Source organism: Cedecea sp. (assembly GCF_036500665.1).
Classification (GTDB): domain Bacteria; phylum Pseudomonadota; class Gammaproteobacteria; order Enterobacterales; family Enterobacteriaceae; genus Cedecea.
In genome coordinates this window covers 63,299-81,663 of record NZ_DASYBS010000165.1, presented here as the reverse complement: position 1 = coordinate 81,663, position 18,365 = coordinate 63,299, and the positions used below count along the sequence as shown (strand labels likewise).

The 18,365-nt window shown below is 53.1% G+C and carries 17 protein-coding genes and 3 tRNA genes; 9 read left to right on the top strand and 11 right to left on the bottom strand.

Annotated features, from left to right (window positions below; translation table 11 throughout):
- Positions 1-731 precede the first annotated feature (731 nt).
- The 7 genes from sufA (at position 732) to ldtE (ending at position 7,361) form a co-directional block, all read left to right on the top strand.
- Positions 732-1,100, top strand: coding sequence for a Fe-S cluster assembly scaffold SufA (gene sufA, locus VGM55_RS26015; protein WP_038473265.1), 369 nt, complete (start codon positions 732-734; stop codon positions 1,098-1,100).
- Between the two features lie 8 nt (positions 1,101-1,108).
- Complete coding sequence (sufB, locus tag VGM55_RS26010) at positions 1,109-2,590, top strand: Fe-S cluster assembly protein SufB (RefSeq protein ID WP_154186131.1); 1,482 nt, start codon at positions 1,109-1,111, stop codon at positions 2,588-2,590.
- A gap of 16 nt (positions 2,591-2,606) precedes the next feature.
- Positions 2,607-3,353: a Fe-S cluster assembly ATPase SufC gene (sufC, locus tag VGM55_RS26005; protein WP_038473260.1), complete on the top strand. Its 747-nt coding sequence runs from the start codon at positions 2,607-2,609 to the stop codon at positions 3,351-3,353.
- The gene (gene sufD, locus VGM55_RS26000; protein ID WP_331637163.1) at positions 3,328-4,608 is read left to right on the top strand and encodes a Fe-S cluster assembly protein SufD; all 1,281 of its coding nucleotides are present in this window, start codon (positions 3,328-3,330) and stop codon (positions 4,606-4,608) included. Before sufC ends, sufD begins: the two co-directional genes overlap by 26 nt.
- The gene (gene sufS / locus VGM55_RS25995; RefSeq protein WP_154186127.1) at positions 4,605-5,825 is read left to right on the top strand and encodes a cysteine desulfurase SufS; all 1,221 of its coding nucleotides are present in this window, start codon (positions 4,605-4,607) and stop codon (positions 5,823-5,825) included. The genes sufD and sufS overlap by 4 nt, the downstream gene beginning before the upstream one ends.
- A gap of 11 nt (positions 5,826-5,836) precedes the next feature.
- Positions 5,837-6,253, top strand: coding sequence for a cysteine desulfuration protein SufE (gene sufE / locus VGM55_RS25990; RefSeq protein WP_154186125.1), 417 nt, complete (start codon positions 5,837-5,839; stop codon positions 6,251-6,253).
- Positions 6,254-6,362: 109 nt separating this feature from the next.
- Complete coding sequence (ldtE, locus tag VGM55_RS25985) at positions 6,363-7,361, top strand: L,D-transpeptidase LdtE (RefSeq protein ID WP_331637162.1); 999 nt, start codon at positions 6,363-6,365, stop codon at positions 7,359-7,361.
- Between the two features lie 66 nt (positions 7,362-7,427).
- Here the strand turns inward: ldtE and VGM55_RS25980 are convergent, their stop codons facing one another.
- The 3 genes from VGM55_RS25980 to VGM55_RS25970 form a co-directional block, all read right to left on the bottom strand.
- A complete protein-coding gene (locus VGM55_RS25980; RefSeq protein ID WP_008456504.1) occupies positions 7,428-7,664 on the bottom strand; it encodes a major outer membrane lipoprotein in 237 nt (78 codons plus the stop codon).
- A 308-nt stretch (positions 7,665-7,972) separates the two neighbouring features.
- Positions 7,973-9,385, bottom strand: coding sequence for a pyruvate kinase PykF (pykF, locus tag VGM55_RS25975; RefSeq protein WP_154186121.1), 1,413 nt, complete (start codon positions 9,383-9,385; stop codon positions 7,973-7,975).
- A gap of 377 nt (positions 9,386-9,762) precedes the next feature.
- A tRNA-Val gene (locus VGM55_RS25970) sits at positions 9,763-9,839 on the bottom strand.
- Between the two features lie 340 nt (positions 9,840-10,179).
- Here VGM55_RS25970 and VGM55_RS25965 point away from each other — a divergent pair.
- Positions 10,180-10,578 carry a RidA family protein gene (locus tag VGM55_RS25965; RefSeq protein WP_331637161.1) on the top strand — a complete coding sequence of 133 codons (399 nt, stop codon included), beginning with the start codon at positions 10,180-10,182 and terminating at the stop codon, positions 10,576-10,578.
- Between the two features lie 46 nt (positions 10,579-10,624).
- On the opposite strand, the gene VGM55_RS25960 is transcribed toward VGM55_RS25965, so the two are convergent.
- The 5 genes from VGM55_RS25960 to mdtK all read right to left on the bottom strand — a co-directional run bounded on the left by VGM55_RS25960 (position 10,625) and on the right by mdtK (position 13,095).
- The gene (locus VGM55_RS25960) at positions 10,625-10,765 is read right to left on the bottom strand and encodes a hypothetical protein (RefSeq protein WP_154186119.1); all 141 of its coding nucleotides are present in this window, start codon (positions 10,763-10,765) and stop codon (positions 10,625-10,627) included.
- Positions 10,766-10,886: 121 nt separating this feature from the next.
- Positions 10,887-11,243, bottom strand: a complete 357-nt coding sequence (locus VGM55_RS25955; protein ID WP_154186117.1) for a hypothetical protein — start codon at positions 11,241-11,243, stop codon at positions 10,887-10,889.
- Positions 11,244-11,397: 154 nt separating this feature from the next.
- A tRNA-Val gene (locus VGM55_RS25950) sits at positions 11,398-11,474 on the bottom strand.
- A gap of 16 nt (positions 11,475-11,490) precedes the next feature.
- Positions 11,491-11,567 (bottom strand) — tRNA-Val (locus VGM55_RS25945).
- 154 nt (positions 11,568-11,721) lie between these two features.
- A complete protein-coding gene (gene mdtK, locus VGM55_RS25940; protein ID WP_154186115.1) occupies positions 11,722-13,095 on the bottom strand; it encodes an MdtK family multidrug efflux MATE transporter in 1,374 nt (457 codons plus the stop codon).
- A 237-nt stretch (positions 13,096-13,332) separates the two neighbouring features.
- On the opposite strand from mdtK, the gene VGM55_RS25935 reads away from it, so the two are divergent.
- Positions 13,333-13,977 carry a riboflavin synthase subunit alpha gene (locus tag VGM55_RS25935; protein WP_154186113.1) on the top strand — a complete coding sequence of 215 codons (645 nt, stop codon included), beginning with the start codon at positions 13,333-13,335 and terminating at the stop codon, positions 13,975-13,977.
- Between the two features lie 47 nt (positions 13,978-14,024).
- Here VGM55_RS25935 and VGM55_RS25930 read toward each other — a convergent pair whose 3' ends face one another.
- The 3 genes from VGM55_RS25930 to punC form a co-directional block, all read right to left on the bottom strand.
- On the bottom strand, positions 14,025-15,416 hold the full coding sequence (locus tag VGM55_RS25930) for a glycoside hydrolase family 1 protein (protein ID WP_331637160.1): 1,392 nt from the start codon (positions 15,414-15,416) through the stop codon (positions 14,025-14,027).
- Between the two features lie 226 nt (positions 15,417-15,642).
- Complete coding sequence (gene cfa, locus VGM55_RS25925) at positions 15,643-16,791, bottom strand: cyclopropane fatty acyl phospholipid synthase (protein ID WP_331637159.1); 1,149 nt, start codon at positions 16,789-16,791, stop codon at positions 15,643-15,645.
- Between the two features lie 291 nt (positions 16,792-17,082).
- Positions 17,083-18,285, bottom strand: a complete 1,203-nt coding sequence (gene punC, locus VGM55_RS25920; RefSeq protein ID WP_331637158.1) for a purine nucleoside transporter PunC — start codon at positions 18,283-18,285, stop codon at positions 17,083-17,085.
- Positions 18,286-18,365: the final 80 nt, after the last annotated feature.

Below are 18,365 nucleotides of genomic sequence, written 5' to 3'. Positions count from 1 at the left end.
CGTATCACGGAAGAAATTCTGACATACTTGGCGAGCAGGCATAGAGGTGATCCCATTGAATTGGTTGCACAAATCAGTAGATCACAAAACTCTATGCCTGTCTTTTTTTACCCGCTCATTACTGGGGATTCCTCAGCACTCAGGTGGCCTTTTCATTTGGCGCATACATGGCGTCTGTATGTCTTGCGCTAAAACTTCGCTCATGTGTGTGACCTCATGAGTCATATGGCGCAAAAAATTAGCGCAAAAAACTCAAAACCACGAATGGCGTCGACTTATCTTGCTTTAATGCTCTGTTTTGATGGTGTTTTACTAGAGGGTGGCAGGGGCACTATGGGGGCATTTATATGCTTGGGGGCATGATTGGGGACACAAAAAAGGCTCTATTTGTCCTTGTTTGTCTTAAAGAGGATTTTTCTAACTTATTGTTCTGCTTCTAAGTACCTGTTTTTAGCCTTTTCGAGCTGCCAATCACATAAATAGTTATTTTCGATACATCTTTTCCCTTGCCGGCTTCAGGCGCTTTTCTTCTTTGATATTTCCTTTTACGCCAGTGGCTTAAACAGCTCTTTTCGCCATCTGCAAGAGTTTACTGAAGGTCTATCCTTAGTGAAGACGCCCAAAAAAACAGCATTTCGCGAATACCCCTGTTTTCATAACGTTGTATTGATAATTGTTATCATTAACATAAGGGTATCGGCCTTCGGGCGCAGAGAATAATGAGGTGAAGAATGGATGTGCAAACCGGTTCCTTTGATCCCAATGATTTTGCCTGGCAGGGACTGACCCTGACTCCGGCCGCCAGCGCGCATATTCGCGACCTGGCTGCAAAACAACCCGAGCTACAGGGAATACGCCTGAGCATCAAACAGACGGGGTGCGCAGGTTTTGGCTACGTACTGGACACGGTCACCGAGCCAAAGCCGGACGACCTGGTTTATGAGTTCGACGGCGCGCGCCTGTGGGTGCCGCTCTCCGCCATGCCTTTTATTGACGGCACCGAAGTGGATTACGTGCGCGAAGGCCTGAATCAGATCTTTAAATTTAATAACCCGAAAGCGCAGCACGAGTGCGGCTGCGGCGAAAGCTTTGGGGTATAGGCGGTACTATGTCTCGTAATACTGAAGCAACTGACGATGTCAAAACCTGGACCGGAAACCTCAATTATAAAGAGGGCTTTTTCACCCAGCTGCAAACCGAGCAGCTGGCGAAGGGCATAAACGAAGAGGTGGTTCGGGCAATTTCTGCCCGTCGTAACGAGCCGGACTGGATGCTGGAGTTTCGCCTGAACGCGTTCCATGCGTGGCTGAAAATGGAAGAGCCGCACTGGCTGAAGGCCAATTACGACAAGCTGAACTATCAGGATTACAGCTACTACTCCGCGCCGTCCTGCGGCAGCTGTGACGATACCTGTGCCTCGCAGCCTGGCGCGGTTCAGCAGCCGCCTAATGCCTTCCTGACTAACGAAGTGGAAGAGGCGTTTAAACAACTGGGCGTCCCGGTGCGGGAAGGCAGTGAAGTGGCGGTCGACGCCATTTTTGACTCCGTTTCCGTGGCGACGACCTACCGCGAAAAACTCTCCGGGCAGGGGATTATCTTCTGCTCCTTCGGCGAGGCCATTCACGATTACCCGGAGCTGGTGAAAAAATACCTGGGTACCGTGGTGCCGTCAAACGACAACTTCTTCGCCGCGCTTAACGCCGCAGTCGCTTCCGACGGCACCTTTATCTACATCCCGAAAGGCGTGCGCTGCCCGATGGAACTGTCCACCTACTTCCGCATTAACGCGGAAAAAACCGGCCAGTTCGAACGCACGATTTTAGTGGCAGATGAAGGCAGCTACGTGAGCTACATCGAAGGCTGTTCCGCGCCGGTTCGTGACAGCTATCAGCTGCACGCCGCGGTGGTGGAAGTCATTATTCACCGCGATGCCGAAGTGAAGTACTCCACGGTGCAAAACTGGTTCCCGGGCGATAACAACACCGGCGGCATCCTGAACTTCGTCACCAAGCGCGCCCTGTGCGAAGGTGAGAACAGCAAGATGTCCTGGACGCAGTCGGAAACCGGCTCCGCCATCACCTGGAAATACCCGAGCGTGATCCTGCGTGGCGACAACTCCATCGGCGAGTTCTTCTCCGTGGCGCTGACCTCCGGCCATCAGCAGGCGGATACCGGCACCAAAATGATCCACATCGGCAAGAACACCAAATCGACGATCATTTCGAAAGGGATCTCCGCCGGTCGTAGCCAGAACAGCTACCGTGGCCTGGTGAAAATTATGCCAACGGCCACCAACGCCCGTAACTTCACCCAGTGCGACTCAATGTTGATCGGGCCAGACAGCGGGGCGCATACCTTCCCGTACGTGGAGTGCCGCAACAACACGGCACAGCTGGAGCACGAAGCCACCACGTCGCGTATTGGTGAAGACCAGCTGTTCTACTGCCTGCAGCGTGGGATCAGTGAAGATGACGCCATCTCCATGATAGTCAATGGGTTCTGCAAAGACGTGTTCTCAGAGTTACCGCTCGAATTCGCGGTGGAAGCACAAAAATTATTAGCCATCAGCCTCGAACACAGCGTCGGTTAAGGATTAAGGGAAAACTATGTTAAGCATTAAAGATTTACAGGTCAGCGTTGAGGACAAAGAGATCCTGCGCGGTTTAAACCTCGAAGTGAAGCCGGGCGAAGTCCACGCCATCATGGGGCCGAACGGCTCCGGCAAAAGTACCCTGTCCGCCACGCTTGCCGGGCGTGAAGACTACGAGGTGACCGGCGGCTCGGTTCAGTTCAAGGGCAAAGATTTGCTGGAGCTGTCGCCGGAAGACCGTTCCGGTGAAGGCATCTTTATGGCCTTCCAGTATCCGGTGGAAATTCCCGGCGTCAGCAACCAGTTCTTCCTGCAAACCGCTCTGAATGCGGTGCGTGAATACCGTGGCCTGGAGTCGCTGGACCGCTTCGACTTCCAGGATTTGATGGAAGAGAAAATCAAGCTGCTGCAAATGCCGGAAGACTTGCTGACGCGTTCTGTGAACGTCGGCTTCTCCGGCGGCGAGAAAAAGCGCAACGACATTCTGCAAATGGCGGTGCTGGAGCCGGAGCTGTGCATCCTTGATGAAACGGACTCCGGGCTGGATATCGATGCCCTGAAGATTGTGGCCGAGGGCGTTAACTCGCTGCGCGACGGCAAACGCTCATTCATCGTGGTCACCCACTACCAGCGCATTCTGGACTACATCAAGCCTGACTTTGTTCACGTGCTGTATCAGGGGCGCATCGTTAAATCTGGCGATTTCAGCCTGGTGAAACAACTGGAGGAGCAGGGTTATGGCTGGCTTACCGAACAGCAGTAACGGCAACGCCCTCCAGCAGTGGCATCATCTGTTTGAGGCACAGGGGACCGGGCGCTCGCAGGTAGCCCAGCAGCATATGCAGCAGCTGCTGCGTCTGGGGCTGCCGACGCGCAAGCATGAAAACTGGAAATACACGCCGCTCGACGGCCTGCTGAACAACCAGTTTGTGCTCGCGCCACAGTCGCCATTGAGCGCGCAGCAGCGTGATGACCTGGCTTTGCCTGTAGATGCGCTGCGGCTGGTGTTTGTTGACGGGCATTTCAGCGCTGAGCTTAGCGATAACGCGGCAGACAGCGGCTTTGCGATTAGCATCGACGATGACAGGCAAACGCTGCCGGCGCCGGTACAGGGTGAAGTTTTCCTGCATCTTACGGAAAGCCTGGCGGAGACGGTGACGCATATCCGCGTGGCGCGTAACACCCAACCTGCTAAAACGCTGCTGCTGATGCACGTTACTCGCGGTAGCGCAGGGCAGGAGATGGCGACGGCGCATTATCGTCACCATCTGGTGCTTGAGCAGGGGGCTCAAGCCACGGTGATAGAGCACTTTGTCAGCCTTGACGATGCGGCACATTTTACCGGCTCGCGATTTACCGTCGAAGTGGCCGCCAACGCGCAGCTCAACCACTATAAGCTGGCGTTTGAAAATGCGGCCAGCTACCACTTTGCCCACAACGATCTGCTGATTGAGCAGGACTCGACGGTTCACAGTAACAGCTTCTTGTTGGGGGCGGCGGTACTGCGCCACAACACCAGCACGCAGCTTAACGGCGAGAACAACCAGCTGCACATCAACAGCCTTGCGCTGCCGGTGAATAACGAAGTGTGCGATACCCGAACCTGGCTTGAGCACAACAAGGGCTACTGCAACAGCCGTCAGCTGCATAAAACTATCGTGCGTGACAAAGGGCGCGCGGTGTTTAACGGTATGATCAAAGTGGCGCAGCACGCGATTAAAACCGACGGGCAGATGACCAACAACAACCTGCTGCTTGGCCGTCTTGCGGAAGTGGACACCAAGCCGCAGCTGGAGATCTACGCCGATGACGTGAAATGCAGCCACGGCGCAACTATCGGGCGTATCGACGACGAGCAGATGTTCTACCTGCGTTCGCGCGGCATCAGTGAGCAGGCTGCGCAGCAGATGATTATCTTCGCCTTTGCCGCAGAGCTTACCGAAAGTATTCGCGACGAGGCCTTAAAACAGCAGGTGCTGGCGCGTATCGCGCAGCGCTTTGCAGGGGGCGAGGCATGAGTTTTTCTATTGAACAGGTCAGGGCAGATTTTCCGATCCTGAGCCGCGAGGTCAACGGGCAGCCGTTGGCCTACCTCGACAGCGCCGCCAGCGCGCAGAAACCGCAGGCGGTGATTGACGCCGAGCTTGAGTTCTACCGTAACGGTTACGCGGCGGTGCATCGCGGCATTCACACGCTGAGTGCAGAAGCCACCACGCTGATGGAAAACGTGCGTAGCCAGGCGGCACGCTTTATCAACGCGCTCAAGCCTGAAGAGATTGTTTTCGTTCGTGGCACCACCGAAGGGATAAATCTCGTTGCCAATAGCTGGGGCAACGCCAATGTGGTTGCTGGCGATAACATTATCATCAGCGCTATGGAGCATCACGCTAACATCGTGCCGTGGCAGATGCTGTGTGAGCGGACCGGCGCGAAGCTGCGCGTTATCCCTCTCAATCAGGACGGCACGCTGCAGCTTGATGTCTTCCCAACGCTTATCGACGAGCGCACAAAGTTGCTGGCCATTACGCACGTTTCTAACGTGCTCGGCACCGAAAACCCGGTGAAGGAGATGATCGCCACGGCTCATCAGGCCGGCGTCAAAGTGCTGGTGGACGGCGCGCAGGCCGTGATGCATCACACGACCGACGTGGCTGCGCTGGACTGTGATTTCTATCTCTTCTCAGGGCACAAGATCTACGGGCCAACGGGGATTGGCGTGCTGTATGTGAGGGAAAGCATCCTGCAGGATATGCCGCCGTGGGAAGGGGGTGGGTCGATGATTGCTAACGTCAGCCTGACGGAAGGGACCACGTATGCCGCAGCCCCCTGGCGCTTTGAGGCGGGTACGCCGAACACGGCAGGTATCATTGGTCTTGGTGCCGCGCTGAGCTACGTTGAAGGGCTCGGTATGGACGCGATTGGCGAGTATGAGCGCTCATTGATGCGCTACGCTCAACACGCGCTCAAGGCCGTTCCTGACCTGGTCATTTATGGCCCTGACGAACGCCGTGGCGTGCTCGCGTTTAATCTCGGTAAACACCATGCCTATGACGTCGGCAGCTTCCTCGATAACTACGGCATTGCGGTACGCACCGGGCACCACTGCGCGATGCCGCTGATGGCGTTTTACAGCGTGCCTGCCATGTGCCGTGCTGCTTTTGCCATGTACAATACCGAGCAAGAAGTGGATCGCCTGGTCGCTGGCCTGCAGCGTATCCACAAGCTGTTAGGATAACGGAGACGCTCATGGCAATGCTGCCGGATAAAGACAAACTGCTGAAAAATTTCAGCCGCTGCGCAAACTGGGAAGAGAAGTATCTTTACATTATTGAACTGGGCAGTCGCCTGCCGGCACTGGCGGCGGAACAGCACAAGCCTGAGAATATTATTCAGGGCTGCCAGAGCCAGGTGTGGATAGTGATGCACCAGCAGCCCGACGGCGTGATTACGCTTGAGGGCGATAGCGATGCCGCGATCGTTAAAGGGCTGATCGCCATCGTGTTTATTCTCTACCAACAGATGATGCCGCAGGATATTGTGGCGTTTGACGTGCGCCCCTGGTTTGAAAAAATGGCGCTCGCTCAGCACCTTACGCCGTCCCGCTCCCAGGGGCTGGAAGCGATGATCCGCGCTATTCGCAACAAAGCCACCAACCTCAGCTAAGTTAGCTAAACTTATTTATACCTATGGTCCTGTTTTGCGAGGCGGTTTTCTGCCTCGCTTGTCTTTCAGCCTGCTGGCGCTCGCCAGCGCGACTACAGGAATAAAAAGTATGAAATACGCGTCTTTACTCACACTGGCTATTATCGGCGCCCTCGGCGCTATTCATCCTGCTTTCGCTTTGGATTACCCGCTGCCGCCAGCAGGCAGTCGTTTGATTGGTCAAAACCAGACTTACACGGTGCAGGAAAGCGATCGTAATCTCCAGGCTATCGCCCGGCGTTTCGACACCGGGGCAATGCTGCTGCTTGAGGCCAATAACACCATTGCTCCGGTACCAAAACCAGGCACGGTGCTGACCATCCCCAGCCAGCTTCTGCTGCCTGATGTCCCGCGTGAAGGCATCGTGGTGAATCTGGCCGAACTGCGGCTCTATTACTTCCCGCCGGGCCAAAACATTGTGCAGGCCTACCCGATTGGCATTGGTTTACAGGGGCTGGAAACGCCGCTGATGACGACGAAGATCGGGCAAAAGATCCCTAATCCAAGCTGGACGCCAACGGCAGGTATTCGTCAGCGTTCGCTTGAAAAAGGGGTCAAGTTACCTCCGGTTGTTCCCGCAGGACCAAATAACCCGCTCGGGCGCTTTGCTATGCGCCTGGCGTACGGCAATGGGGAATACCTGATTCATGGGACGAGTGCGCCAGATAGCGTTGGGTTACGGGTAAGTTCAGGCTGTATCAGAATGAACGCGCCGGACATCAAGGCTTTGTTCGAGCAAACAAGAACCGGTACGCCGGTACGGGTGATTAACGATCCGGTTAAATTTTCCGTGGAGCCAAACGGTGTGCGTTACGTCGAGGTGCATCGGCCGCTCTCTCAGGACGAACAGCAAAATACCCAAACCATGCCTTATGTGCTGCCGGTCGGATTTACCGAGTTTCGTAACGGCGATGGGGTAGACAAAGCGGTGATTGAGAAAACGCTGTATCGACGTGCGGGCTATCCGGTCGTTGTGTCTGCGGGGCAAACGCCAGCGACGACACATGCCGTACAATCGGCACAGAATGGCGTGGTGAATGCAGAAGAGGCGACGAGCGTCATGCAATAGCGGGAAGGGCTAAACGACAGGCAAAAAAAATGGCGCACGGTGTGCGCCATTTTATACCAGTGACTCTTACTTACGGTAAGAGTGAGCCTGGTTGTCCAGACGCTGGTTAGCGCGAGCGGCGTCGTCTTTAGCAGCCTGAACGTCAGAACGCACTGCGTTCACGTCGTTGCTCAGCTGATCAACTTTAGCGTTCAGAGTCTGAACGTCAGAAGACAGTTGATCGATTTTAGCGTTAGAAGAACAACCTGCCAGCATAGTAGAAGCCAGGATTACCGCGCCCAGTACCAGTTTAGTACGATTCATTATTAATACCCTCTAGATTGAGTTAATCTCCATGTAGCGTTACAAGTATTACACAAACTTTTTTGTGATGAGAATAAATTTTTGTTGGGAATACCCTTAAATTTGATCGTTCGCTCAAAGAAGCACCGAACCGAGCCGGAAAGTTAAAAAAAACAGAGAAAACAGGGGAGTTTCATCGGATTCATCTTAATAAAAAGAAAGCTTAAATAGTAAAATTCGATTTGCTTTTTTATTAAGATCTGTTTGCTACGGATATAAAAAAAGCGCCCGAAGGCGCTTTTTGGCAATTAAACTTGTTAACAAGTCAATTACAGAACATGTACCGAGGCGGTGTTGGTGGTGCCGCTTGGGACCAGTGCGCCAGAAACCATCACCACGATGTCGCCTTTGCGGGCCAGGCCGCTTTCCAGCGCCACTTCTTTACCCAGGCGGTAGAAGTCGTCGGTAGAGGCAATTTCTTTCACCATCTGCGTCACAACGCCTTTGCTCAGCACCAGCTGACGCGCGGTCACTTCGTTGGTGGTCAGCGCCAGGATGGTCGCGTTAGGGAAGTATTTACGCACGGCCTTCGCGGATTTACCGCCCTGGGTGGCAACCACGATCAGCGGCGCTTCCAGCTTCTCTGCGGTTTCAACAGCGCCACGGCAAACGGCTTCGGTGATGCGCAGTTTACGGCTGTCGTTGTTGTTGTCCAGACGGCTGGTCATCACGCGGTCGGTACGTTCGCAGATGGTCGCCATGATGGTCACAGCTTCCAGCGGGTATTTACCTTTTGCAGACTCACCGGACAGCATAACTGCGTCGGTGCCGTCGATGATGGCATTAGCAACGTCACCGGCTTCCGCACGGGTAGGGCGTGGGTTTTTGATCATAGAGTCGAGCATCTGGGTCGCGGTGATAACCACTTTACGTGCACGAACACATTTCTCGATCATCATCTTCTGCGCGAAGATAACTTCTTCAACCGGGATTTCAACGCCCAGGTCGCCACGAGCAACCATGATGCCGTCAGACGCTTCGAGGATTTCGTCGAAGTTGTTAAGGCCTTCCTGGTTTTCAATTTTGGAGATGATCTGGATCTTCTCGCCGCCGTGCGCCTTCAGGTGCTCACGAATTTCTACCACGTCAGAACGCTTACGGATGAAGGAAGCGGCAACGAAGTCAACGCCCTGTTCGCAGCCGAAGATCAGATCTTGTTTGTCTTTCTCAGCCAGCGCTGGCAGCGCGATGGACACGCCCGGCAGGTTAACGCCTTTGTTTTCGCCCAGGTCGCCGTTGTTCAGCACTTTACAGATTACTTTGTTACCAACGATTGCGGTAACTTCCATGCCAATCAGGCCATCATCGACCAGTACGGTGTTGCCAACGGACAGATCGTTGGTGAAACCTTCGTAGGTTACCGCAACGATTTCACTGTTACCGACTACGGATTTGTCGGTGGTGAAGGTAAAGGTTTGACCGGCTTTCAGCGCAACGTCGTTACCGCCTTCCAGCTTGATGGTACGGATTTCTGGGCCTTTGGTGTCCAGCAGGATAGCGGCTTTTTTACCGGTTTTAGCGACTACATTGCGCAGGTTTTTGATGCGCTGACCGTGTTCTTCATAGTCACCGTGGGAGAAGTTCAGACGCATTACGTTCATGCCCGCGTCGAGCATTTTGGTCAGCATCTCTTCAGATTCGGTTTTTGGACCGATGGTGCAAACGATTTTAGTCTTTTTCATGACAGTCTTATCTATAAGTTGAGGAGGATTGTTAAAACTCGGTTCCGGAAGACAGAGCTGCCGGAGCTTAAAAGAATACTGTGGTGTTGAACGTGGCACCTGGTAAGGATAGGTGACAGAAATAAAGCGTGCAGAGGAAAGTGTGCTTGTGGTTCAGTCGGGGAAAGCGTCAGACAATGTTGTTGTATAAAAAAGGAGTCCAATGAGCTGAAACCATTCAAGTTAAGAACGCGCGTAGTATAGAGAAATCTGACCGGAAAAGGAACCAAAACCGCTGATTCAGCGATGGAGTGCACAGTTTTACAGCGAGTTGTTATCGGGGTGTTGCCAGGGATTTATAGACTATTGGAAGTAATGAAACAATATTAGGGAAGGAATGGTGCGTTCAATTGGACTCGAACCAACGACCCCCACCATGTCAAGGTGGTGCTCTAACCAACTGAGCTATGAACGCACAAGGTATTGCTGATAAAACAATAACTAACAAACTGAATTTGTTAATGTTTTAGCTTCCACGGCGGGAAGTGACGTTATTATGACTGGCGATTCGGGCGTTGACAAGCCCTGTTTTCGCTGTCTGATGAATGTTTGAGCTTTTTACTTATTGTTCTGGCTGGCTTTTTAATGGCGTGGCGGCTAAAAATGCGCATCGGGTAACTTTTGAGTACAAACGCTGTTTCGGAATGGCGCAGCGCTCGAGTAATCAGCAGTATCTGGCTTTCGCTCAATCTAACGAATGCTCCACTTACCGGCGCACGCCCAAGCGTGCCGTTTAATTATTGGGAGAGATGTACGTGTCTGACAGAGAAATTATTATGCCTGCTTCCATGCAGGCGTTGGCAGAGCGAGCGGGTTACGCCCCGGCCGTGGTGGTTGGCAATACGGTTTACTGCGCAGGGCAGGTAGGGAGAACGCCCGATTTACAGGTAATTACCGATCCGGAAGCGCAGTTCATCGCCTGTTGGGAAAACGTGCGTATTGTGCTGGCCGAAGCTGGCTGCAATTTTGAAGATGTGGTGGAAATGACGACTTACCATGTTGAGATGAAGCAGCATATGGACGTGTTTCGACGCGTGAAGGACGCGGTTTTCCCCCGCGGGCATTGCGCATGGACATGTATTGGCGTGAGTGAGTTGGCAAGGCCGGGGCTGCTGGTTGAAGTGAAGTGTATTGCAGTGAGAAGATCTGCCTGAACGGTTCGGGCATAAAAAAACCGGCTGAATAAGCCGGTTTCAACAATCAGATTTTGCAGGCGTCGCCGCAATCATCATCGGCAACAACGGCCTGAGCTTTTTTATCAGCATCTTCCTGACGCTCGGCGTTGCGCGCTTCGGCTTCATCTAATCCGGAAAAAACCAGATTCTCAAGATCGATTTCCATAGGTCACCTGTTGCAATTTAGTTTTTGGCTTTCTGAATGATATTCAACATTTCGCCGTCCTGCATCCCGCAATTCCCCGGAACGCTCAAAACGCTAAAAATGGTGCTTTCTTGCGCCACGCTCAGAAGCAGGCGTTTTGATTAATACGTTTGCCTACCGCATAAACTTTGTTGGTTTTAGGATCGATATTAAACACCACGTACCTGCGCTGCGGGCAGAACAGCTCCAGTGATTTCTTGCCGCACTGCAATACCGTGGAACGGCGTATCACATTTCCGATTTGCACCCGGACATCGGTATCAACGTAGTCATCGCACTCAAACCCGTCATGCTCGGCCTTAACTCGTGCTTCATCCATTGTCAGGCCAACGGCGTTTAATTCACGCACGTCTTCGGCATGACTTGCATCCGAAACACGGGTTAACGCGCAGCCGCTAAACATCATAGATGCTATCAGAAGCAGGGGAAGACGAAGCATGTTTGTCCTTCGGATAAGCCCGTTGATGAGGCGCGCAAAAACTTAACGGAGAATTTAAGCATGTTAAATCATAGCCTGGCAGAAGGGTAAATGGCTTGGTTTAATCAATCGAATGAAAGGTGAATGGATAAGGAAGGAACGGCGTTAACAAATATGGTGCGTCCGAGTGGACTCGAACCACCGACCCCCACCATGTCAAGGTGGTGCTCTAACCAACTGAGCTACGGACGCACTGAATATCTGAAAATGGTGCGTTCAATTGGACTCGAACCAACGACCCCCACCATGTCAAGGTGGTGCTCTAACCAACTGAGCTATGAACGCATTGTTGTCTTGGCGACAGCGGGGACGAATATTAGCGGCACACTTCGGGGCTTGCAAGGGGAATAACGCAATTTTATTCCAGATTTCACGCGATTGCCGAGCATCTGCACAGAGTGTTGATAAAGTAGCCGCCAGAGGGGCGGCTACTGGCTAATTAACGCGCAGCGCGTTGCAGGATAGTGACGGAAGGCTGACGTTGTAGCCAGCGCATGCGCAGCATCATCAGGATGGCGGCGGAGGTCAGGCCGATGATAAAGCCAATCCAGAACCCTGCCGGCCCCATCGGTTCAACTACCCAGTCGGTCAGCCCAAGGACATAGCCGCTCGGCAGACCCAGCACCCAATAAGCGATAAAGGTAATGAAGAATATCGACCGCGTATCTTTATAACCACGCAGCACGCCGCTGCCGATAACCTGAATGGAGTCGGAGATTTGGTAAATCGCCGCCAGCAGCATCAGGTGCGCGGCCAGCGCCACAACCGCCGGATTGTCGTTATACAGCAGCGCGATGTGTTCCCGGAAGGTCACGGTGAATAGCGCGGTGCACATCGCCAGACAAATCGCCACGCCAACGCCGGTGCGGGCGGCGACCTGCGCATCGAGGGTTGATCCCTGGCCAAGTCGGAAACCAACCCGAATGGTCACAGCGGCGCCTAACGAAAGCGGCAACACAAACATCAGTGAACTGAAGTTCAGCGCAATCTGGTGCCCGGCAACGTCAGTAATCCCCAGGGGAGAAACCAGCAGGGCGACCACGGCAAACAGCGTCACTTCGAAAAACAGCGCCAGTGCAATCGGTAGCCCGAGCTGGCTCAGACGTTTAACCACCGCCCAGTCAGGTTTGTTGAAGCCTTCAGGGTTTTTGATGTCGCGCATCGAACGAGCTTTCTTGATGTAAGAAAGCATGCTGAAGAACATCACCCAGTACACCGCTGCCGTCGCGACACCACAGCCCACGCCGCCTAGCTCCGGCATGCCGAAGTGGCCGTAAATAAAGACATAGTTAACCGGAATGTTTACCAGCAGGCCGATAAAGCCCATCACCATACCCGGCTTGGTTTTTGCCAGGCCTTCGCACTGGTTACGTCCTACCTGGAAGAACAGATAACCCGGCGCGCCCCACAGCAGCGCACGCAGATAACGCACGGCTTTATCCGCCAGTTCAGGATCGATGTTGTGCATAGCATGAATGATATGACCCGCGTTCCACAGCACCACCATTACGAGCACCGAGACCATGCCAGCCAGCCAGAATCCCTGGCGCACCTGGTGGGCAATGCGGTCGCGACGCGCGGAGCCGTTCAACTGGGCGACGGTTGGCGTTAAAGCTAATAGTAACCCGTGGCCGAACAGAATGGCGGGCAACCAGATAGACGTGCCAATGGCGACTGCCGCCATGTCGGTGGCGCTGTAGCCGCCGGCCATGACGGTGTCGACGAATCCCATTGCAGTTTGTGCTACCTGCGCGATGATGACAGGTATCGCCAGGGCAAGGAGCTGGCGAGCTTCGGTGAGGTACTTCTGCATGTTTACACCTGATTATTTTTATATGTATGAGAGACTAAAAAAGCCGCCAAAATAGGCAGCAAGAAGATGAACAGGGGAAATAGCCAGTCTATTGTAGCGAGAGATTATTTATACGCCAGTCAAAAATATAGCGTCTGTGTGAGGATAGCTGGCAAGCTTATTTTCCAACTGCTAAAGTGCGGAAATGTCCGTTAACGGCGGTAGTGTTACCGCTGGTGAATTGCCAGGAGTTTTGAGATGTTTACAGGTATTGTGCAGGGCACTGCGACCCTGGTTTCCATCGATGAGAAACCAAACTTCCGTACCCACATTATTGATATGCCAACTGAAATGCTGTCAGACCTTGAAACAGGTGCCTCGGTAGCGCACAACGGCTGTTGCCTGACGGTGACCGAAATCGACGGTAATCGCGTCAGTTTTGATCTGATGAAAGAGACGCTGCGTATTACCAATCTCGGTGAACTAAGCGTTGGCGATAGCGTGAACGTTGAGCGTGCAGCAAAATTTAACGATGAAATCGGCGGCCATTTAATGTCAGGTCATATTATGACCACGGCTGAAATTTCTAAAATTCTGACCTCGGAAAATAACCGCCAGATCTGGTTTAAAATTCAGGACAAGGCGTTGATGAAATATATCCTCTATAAGGGGTATGTTGGCATCGACGGTATTAGCCTGACGGTAGGGGAGGTGACGGCCACACGTTTTTGCGTGCACCTGATCCCCGAGACGCTTGAGCGTACTACCCTTGGGGCGAAAAAGTTAGGGCAGCGTGTGAACATTGAAATTGACCCGCAGACGCAGGCCATTGTTGATACCGTCGAGCGCGTACTGGCAAGCCGTGAAGCTGCGCTGGTGGCGGCCATTCCTGCCGGCGAATAAGCGTTATCAGTAATAAAAAATGGGGCCATTGGCCCCATTTTTGTTTGCTAGTCTTGCTCGTTAAAACCGTTTTCTGCGGCGGTTTTCATAAACCACTCGCCGCTTTTCTTGATGGTACGCTGCTGGGTATTGAGATCCAGTGACACAAAGCCATAGCGGTTTTTGTAGGCATTACACCATGACCAGTTATCAATAAAGGTCCACATATGGTAGCCAAGGCAGTTACTGCCTTCACTGATGCCTTTATGCAGCCACTTCAGGTGGTCGCGGACGAAGTCGATGCGGTAATCATCGTTGATCTGTCCGTTGCTGATAAAGCGCTGCTCATTCTCAACGCCCATGCCGTTTTCCGAAATGTAGCAGGCCGGGTTGCCGTAGTTTTCACGCAGGTTGGTAAGGATATCGTAGATCCCACGTTCATAAATCTCCCAGCCGCGGTAAGGGTTCATTTTGCGTCCCGGCATTTCGTAAGACTCAAAGAACCACTCCGGCATAAACGGACTTTCCGGGTTTACCAACGTATCGCGGCATTTGATACGGCGCGGCTGGTAGTAGTTAATGCCGAGCAGATCCACTACGCCTGCTGCCAGCAGGGCTTTATCTTCAGGCTGGCAGGCCGGCAGTTTATCGTGTTCTTTCAGGAACGCGACCAGCTCTTCAGGATATTCGCCGCGCAGCGCCGGGTCGAGGAAGCTGCGGTTAAACATCAGGTCGGCCAGATTCGCGGCCTTCACGTCCGCCGGGTTTTGCGAGCGTGGATAAGACGGCGTTAAATTAAGGATGATGCCAATCTGCCCGTCATCGTTGCGGGCATGGTAAGCCTTGACCGCTTTAGCATGGGCAAGCATGGTGTGGTAAGCGACGGTCACCGCACGGTTGAAATCCACCACGTTAGGATAGTGGTAGTCATAGAGATAACCACACTCAACCGGCACAACCGGTTCGTTAAAGGTAAACCAGTGCTTCACACGGTCGCCAAACAGTTCAAAACAGGTATTCGCGTAGCTGGCATAAGCTTCAACGACTTCACGACTTTCCCAGCCGCCTTTTTCCTGCATCACCATGGGCATATCAAAGTGGTACAGGTTAATAAACGGCTTAATGCCCTGGGCCAAAAGCTCGTCAATCACCTGGTTGTAGAATTCCACCGCCAGCGGGTTTATCTCACCGGTGCCGTCCGGGATCAGGCGTGCCCACGAAATTGATGTGCGGAAAGTATTGTGGTTGAGTTTTTTAAGCAGAGCGATGTCCTGCTTCCAGCGCTGGTAAAAGGTTGAGGTATTTTGCGGACCTACGCCGTGGTGGAAACGGTTAGGCTGCTCGGCAAACCATCGGTCCCAGATGGTTTCAGACTTACCAAAGTTCAGCGCTTCACCTTCAGTTTGTGGGCCGGAAGCGGCGCTGCCCCACCAGAAATGCTCAGGAAATGCGTATTTCATCGTTATCCTCACGGTCTGACCTGCCATCTCCGACAGGCAATCATTTAAACAGTCAATGCCCCGATTGTCTGTGATTGATGAAACCGGTTTCTATGACGGGAAACGATATCTGTTAAGCAGATCAAGCCGCCACGCGCAGGCAGGTTTAAACCTGTGAGGTAAATCACATTGGTGCGCAAGGAGAGACAATTGGAAATGAAAAAACCCGGCGGATGCCGGGTTATTTTTAACGAGAAACGCGCAGACCGTGCTCAATACCGCGGCTGAAGACCACCTGCCAGAGTTGAATATCGCGTGCCCGGAAAGCACCAGCACAGGCGTTAAGGTAGTAGCTAAACATCCTTTTAAAGCGCTCCGGGTAGTTATCCGCGATTTCAGACCAGCAGGCAAGGAAACGCTCGTGCCACGCCATCAGCGTTTTATCATAATCAGCACCGAAGTTGTGCCAGTCTTCCATTACAAAATGCGGTTCGCTGGCGTCAGCAATCTGGCGCACTGACGGCAGGCAGCCGTTAGGGAAGATGTACTTGTTGATCCACGGATCGACGTTGTTATCGGTCTTTTTTGAACCGATGGTGTGCAGCAGGAAAATACCGTCCGGTTTGAGATTACGGTCGGCAACCTCGAAGTAGGTGGCATAATTTTTCGGACCAACGTGTTCAAACATGCCTACGGAGACAATACGGTCAAACTGTTCGTTCAGGTCGCGGTAGTCCTGCAAAAGAATAGTGACATCCAGTCCTTTGCAGCGCTCCTGCGCCATTTTTTGTTGTTCCGCAGAGATGGTGACGCCGAAGACTGAAGCGCCGTAGTTGCGTGCTGCATACTCGGCAAGACCGCCCCAGCCACAACCGATATCCAGCAGCTTCATACCGGGTGCCAGCTGCAGTTTTTCGCAGATCATTTTGAGCTTGGCATCCTGGGCTTCACTGAGATTGGTGGCTTCTTTCCAGTAACCGCAGGAATACTGCATGTGCTTGTCGAGCATCCGGCTGAACAGATCGTTTCCTAGATCGTAGTGTTCTTTGCCGACTATCCAGGCACGTTTCTTCGATTGCAGGTTAACCAGTTTTGCCGCGGCGATGCGCAGGGTGTCCTTAAAGTGGTGGGGAAGCTGATTTTCCAGCCCGGCGCGCAGTACTTTAGTAAAAAAGATATCCAGCCGTTCGCATTCCCACCAGCCGTCCATATAGCTTTCGCCGAGGCCAAGGGAACCTTCCTGAAGAACGCGTTTAAAAAAGTCCGGGTTTTTAACCTGAATATCAAAAGGGTTGGGACCGTTGAGTGTAATACCTGCCCGACCCAGCATTTCATTTGCGATACGATACCATTCGTTATCTCGTACGCTCACTTCTTCTATACACGATGAACTCATAGCTTCTCCATCACCTTGTTGTGATCAGAACCTTAAAACAGCGTAGACGCTATTCACGGCTTGTGAGAACTCTCACGGAAAAATCCGCGTGCCTGATATCCGACGTAGAACAGAGAAAGGGTGACTCTCCCTTACTGAAAGGCCGTCCATGGAAAAACGGAAGCGCTCCGACTCCCGTAAAAATTGATGAGGCTTATAATAGAACCGCAATAACTATAAGCCTGTTTTATTGATGGTTCAATGGAATATTGTTAGCAAGCTAATCACATAATATTCACATTATCATTCATGTTACTGTGCGCGAGAAAACTCGCTGCGGCTGTTACTTTTAATCTCACGCCTGGCGGAGTGCTGTAGGGCATAACCCAGAACGGCAAGCAGGATAGTGGACAACATCACGCTGGTGGTGGTGATAAGCGGGGTGGTGACCAGCCAGGAGACCATCAGGCTTGCCAGGAAGCAAAGCCCAAGCTGCAGGGTGTTTTGCAGCGCGGCGGCTTTCCCGGTGGCCTGCGGGAACGGCAGCAGGGCCGAGGCGACAACGACAGGATAGATTGCGCCGTTTGCCGCAGCCATGACGCAGAACGGGATCAACAACAACGTTAGGTCAGCATAGCCGCTCATCGCCACGCCCCAGGTTGCCACAACGCTCAGGGCATAAAGTGCCAACAGCCAGAGCAGCAGCTGTTTACCCTGCCATTTTTGCAGCGCGCTGCGACAGCCGTAGCCACCAATCAGGAAGGCAATGGTCTGCGGCATATAGCTCAGGCCAATAGCCGCCGGGCTGTAGCCCATTTCGTTCAGGATAAACGGCGAGCCGGTGAGCCAGGCGAAGAAGCTGGCGGAGCAGGCGGCGTAAATCAGCACGTTGCCGCCGTAAACGCGGGAGCGTAATAAAGAGAAGAAGCTGACTTTATTGTCTTCGGTTTGCTGGTGGTGTTGGGTGCGAGGCTTGAGACGTAGGGTAGGGATCATCAGCAGCAAAGCGATAGCGAACAGTACGGCAAAAATGGCTTGCCATTCAAAATGGTTCAGCAGCCAGCTTCCCAGCAGCGGGGCCAGCGCCGGGGACAGCCCAACCAGCGGCATGATGGTGGCGAAGATGCGGCCAGCACGATTAGCAGGATAATAGTCGGTCACCAGCGCCTGCCAGCTGACCGCTGCAGAGCAAACGCCGACGGCCTGAATGAAACGCAGTACCAGAAGGGTTGTGGCGTCTTTTACCCAAAGCATGCCTATGCAGCCTGCGGCAAACATGGCAAGACCAATCAGCAGAACGGGTTTACGCCCGAAGCGATCGGAAAGCGGCCCCCACATTAGCTGGGCAAAAGCGAAGCCTGCCAGAAACAGGCTCAGGCTGGCGCTAACCGCTGACGCATTTGTCCCCAGGTCTTGCTGAATGGCGGCAAAGGCAGGCAGGTACATGTCGGTGGCGAGGAAGCCCAACACGCTCAGCCCCGCAAGCCAGATAAGAAATCCCTTTGATGGTTGCATATTTCACTCTTGATTTTTGATAGCAGGTTAACGGGGCAGGAGTCTACGGAGTGCAAAACCGCTTGTGAAACGCTAATATT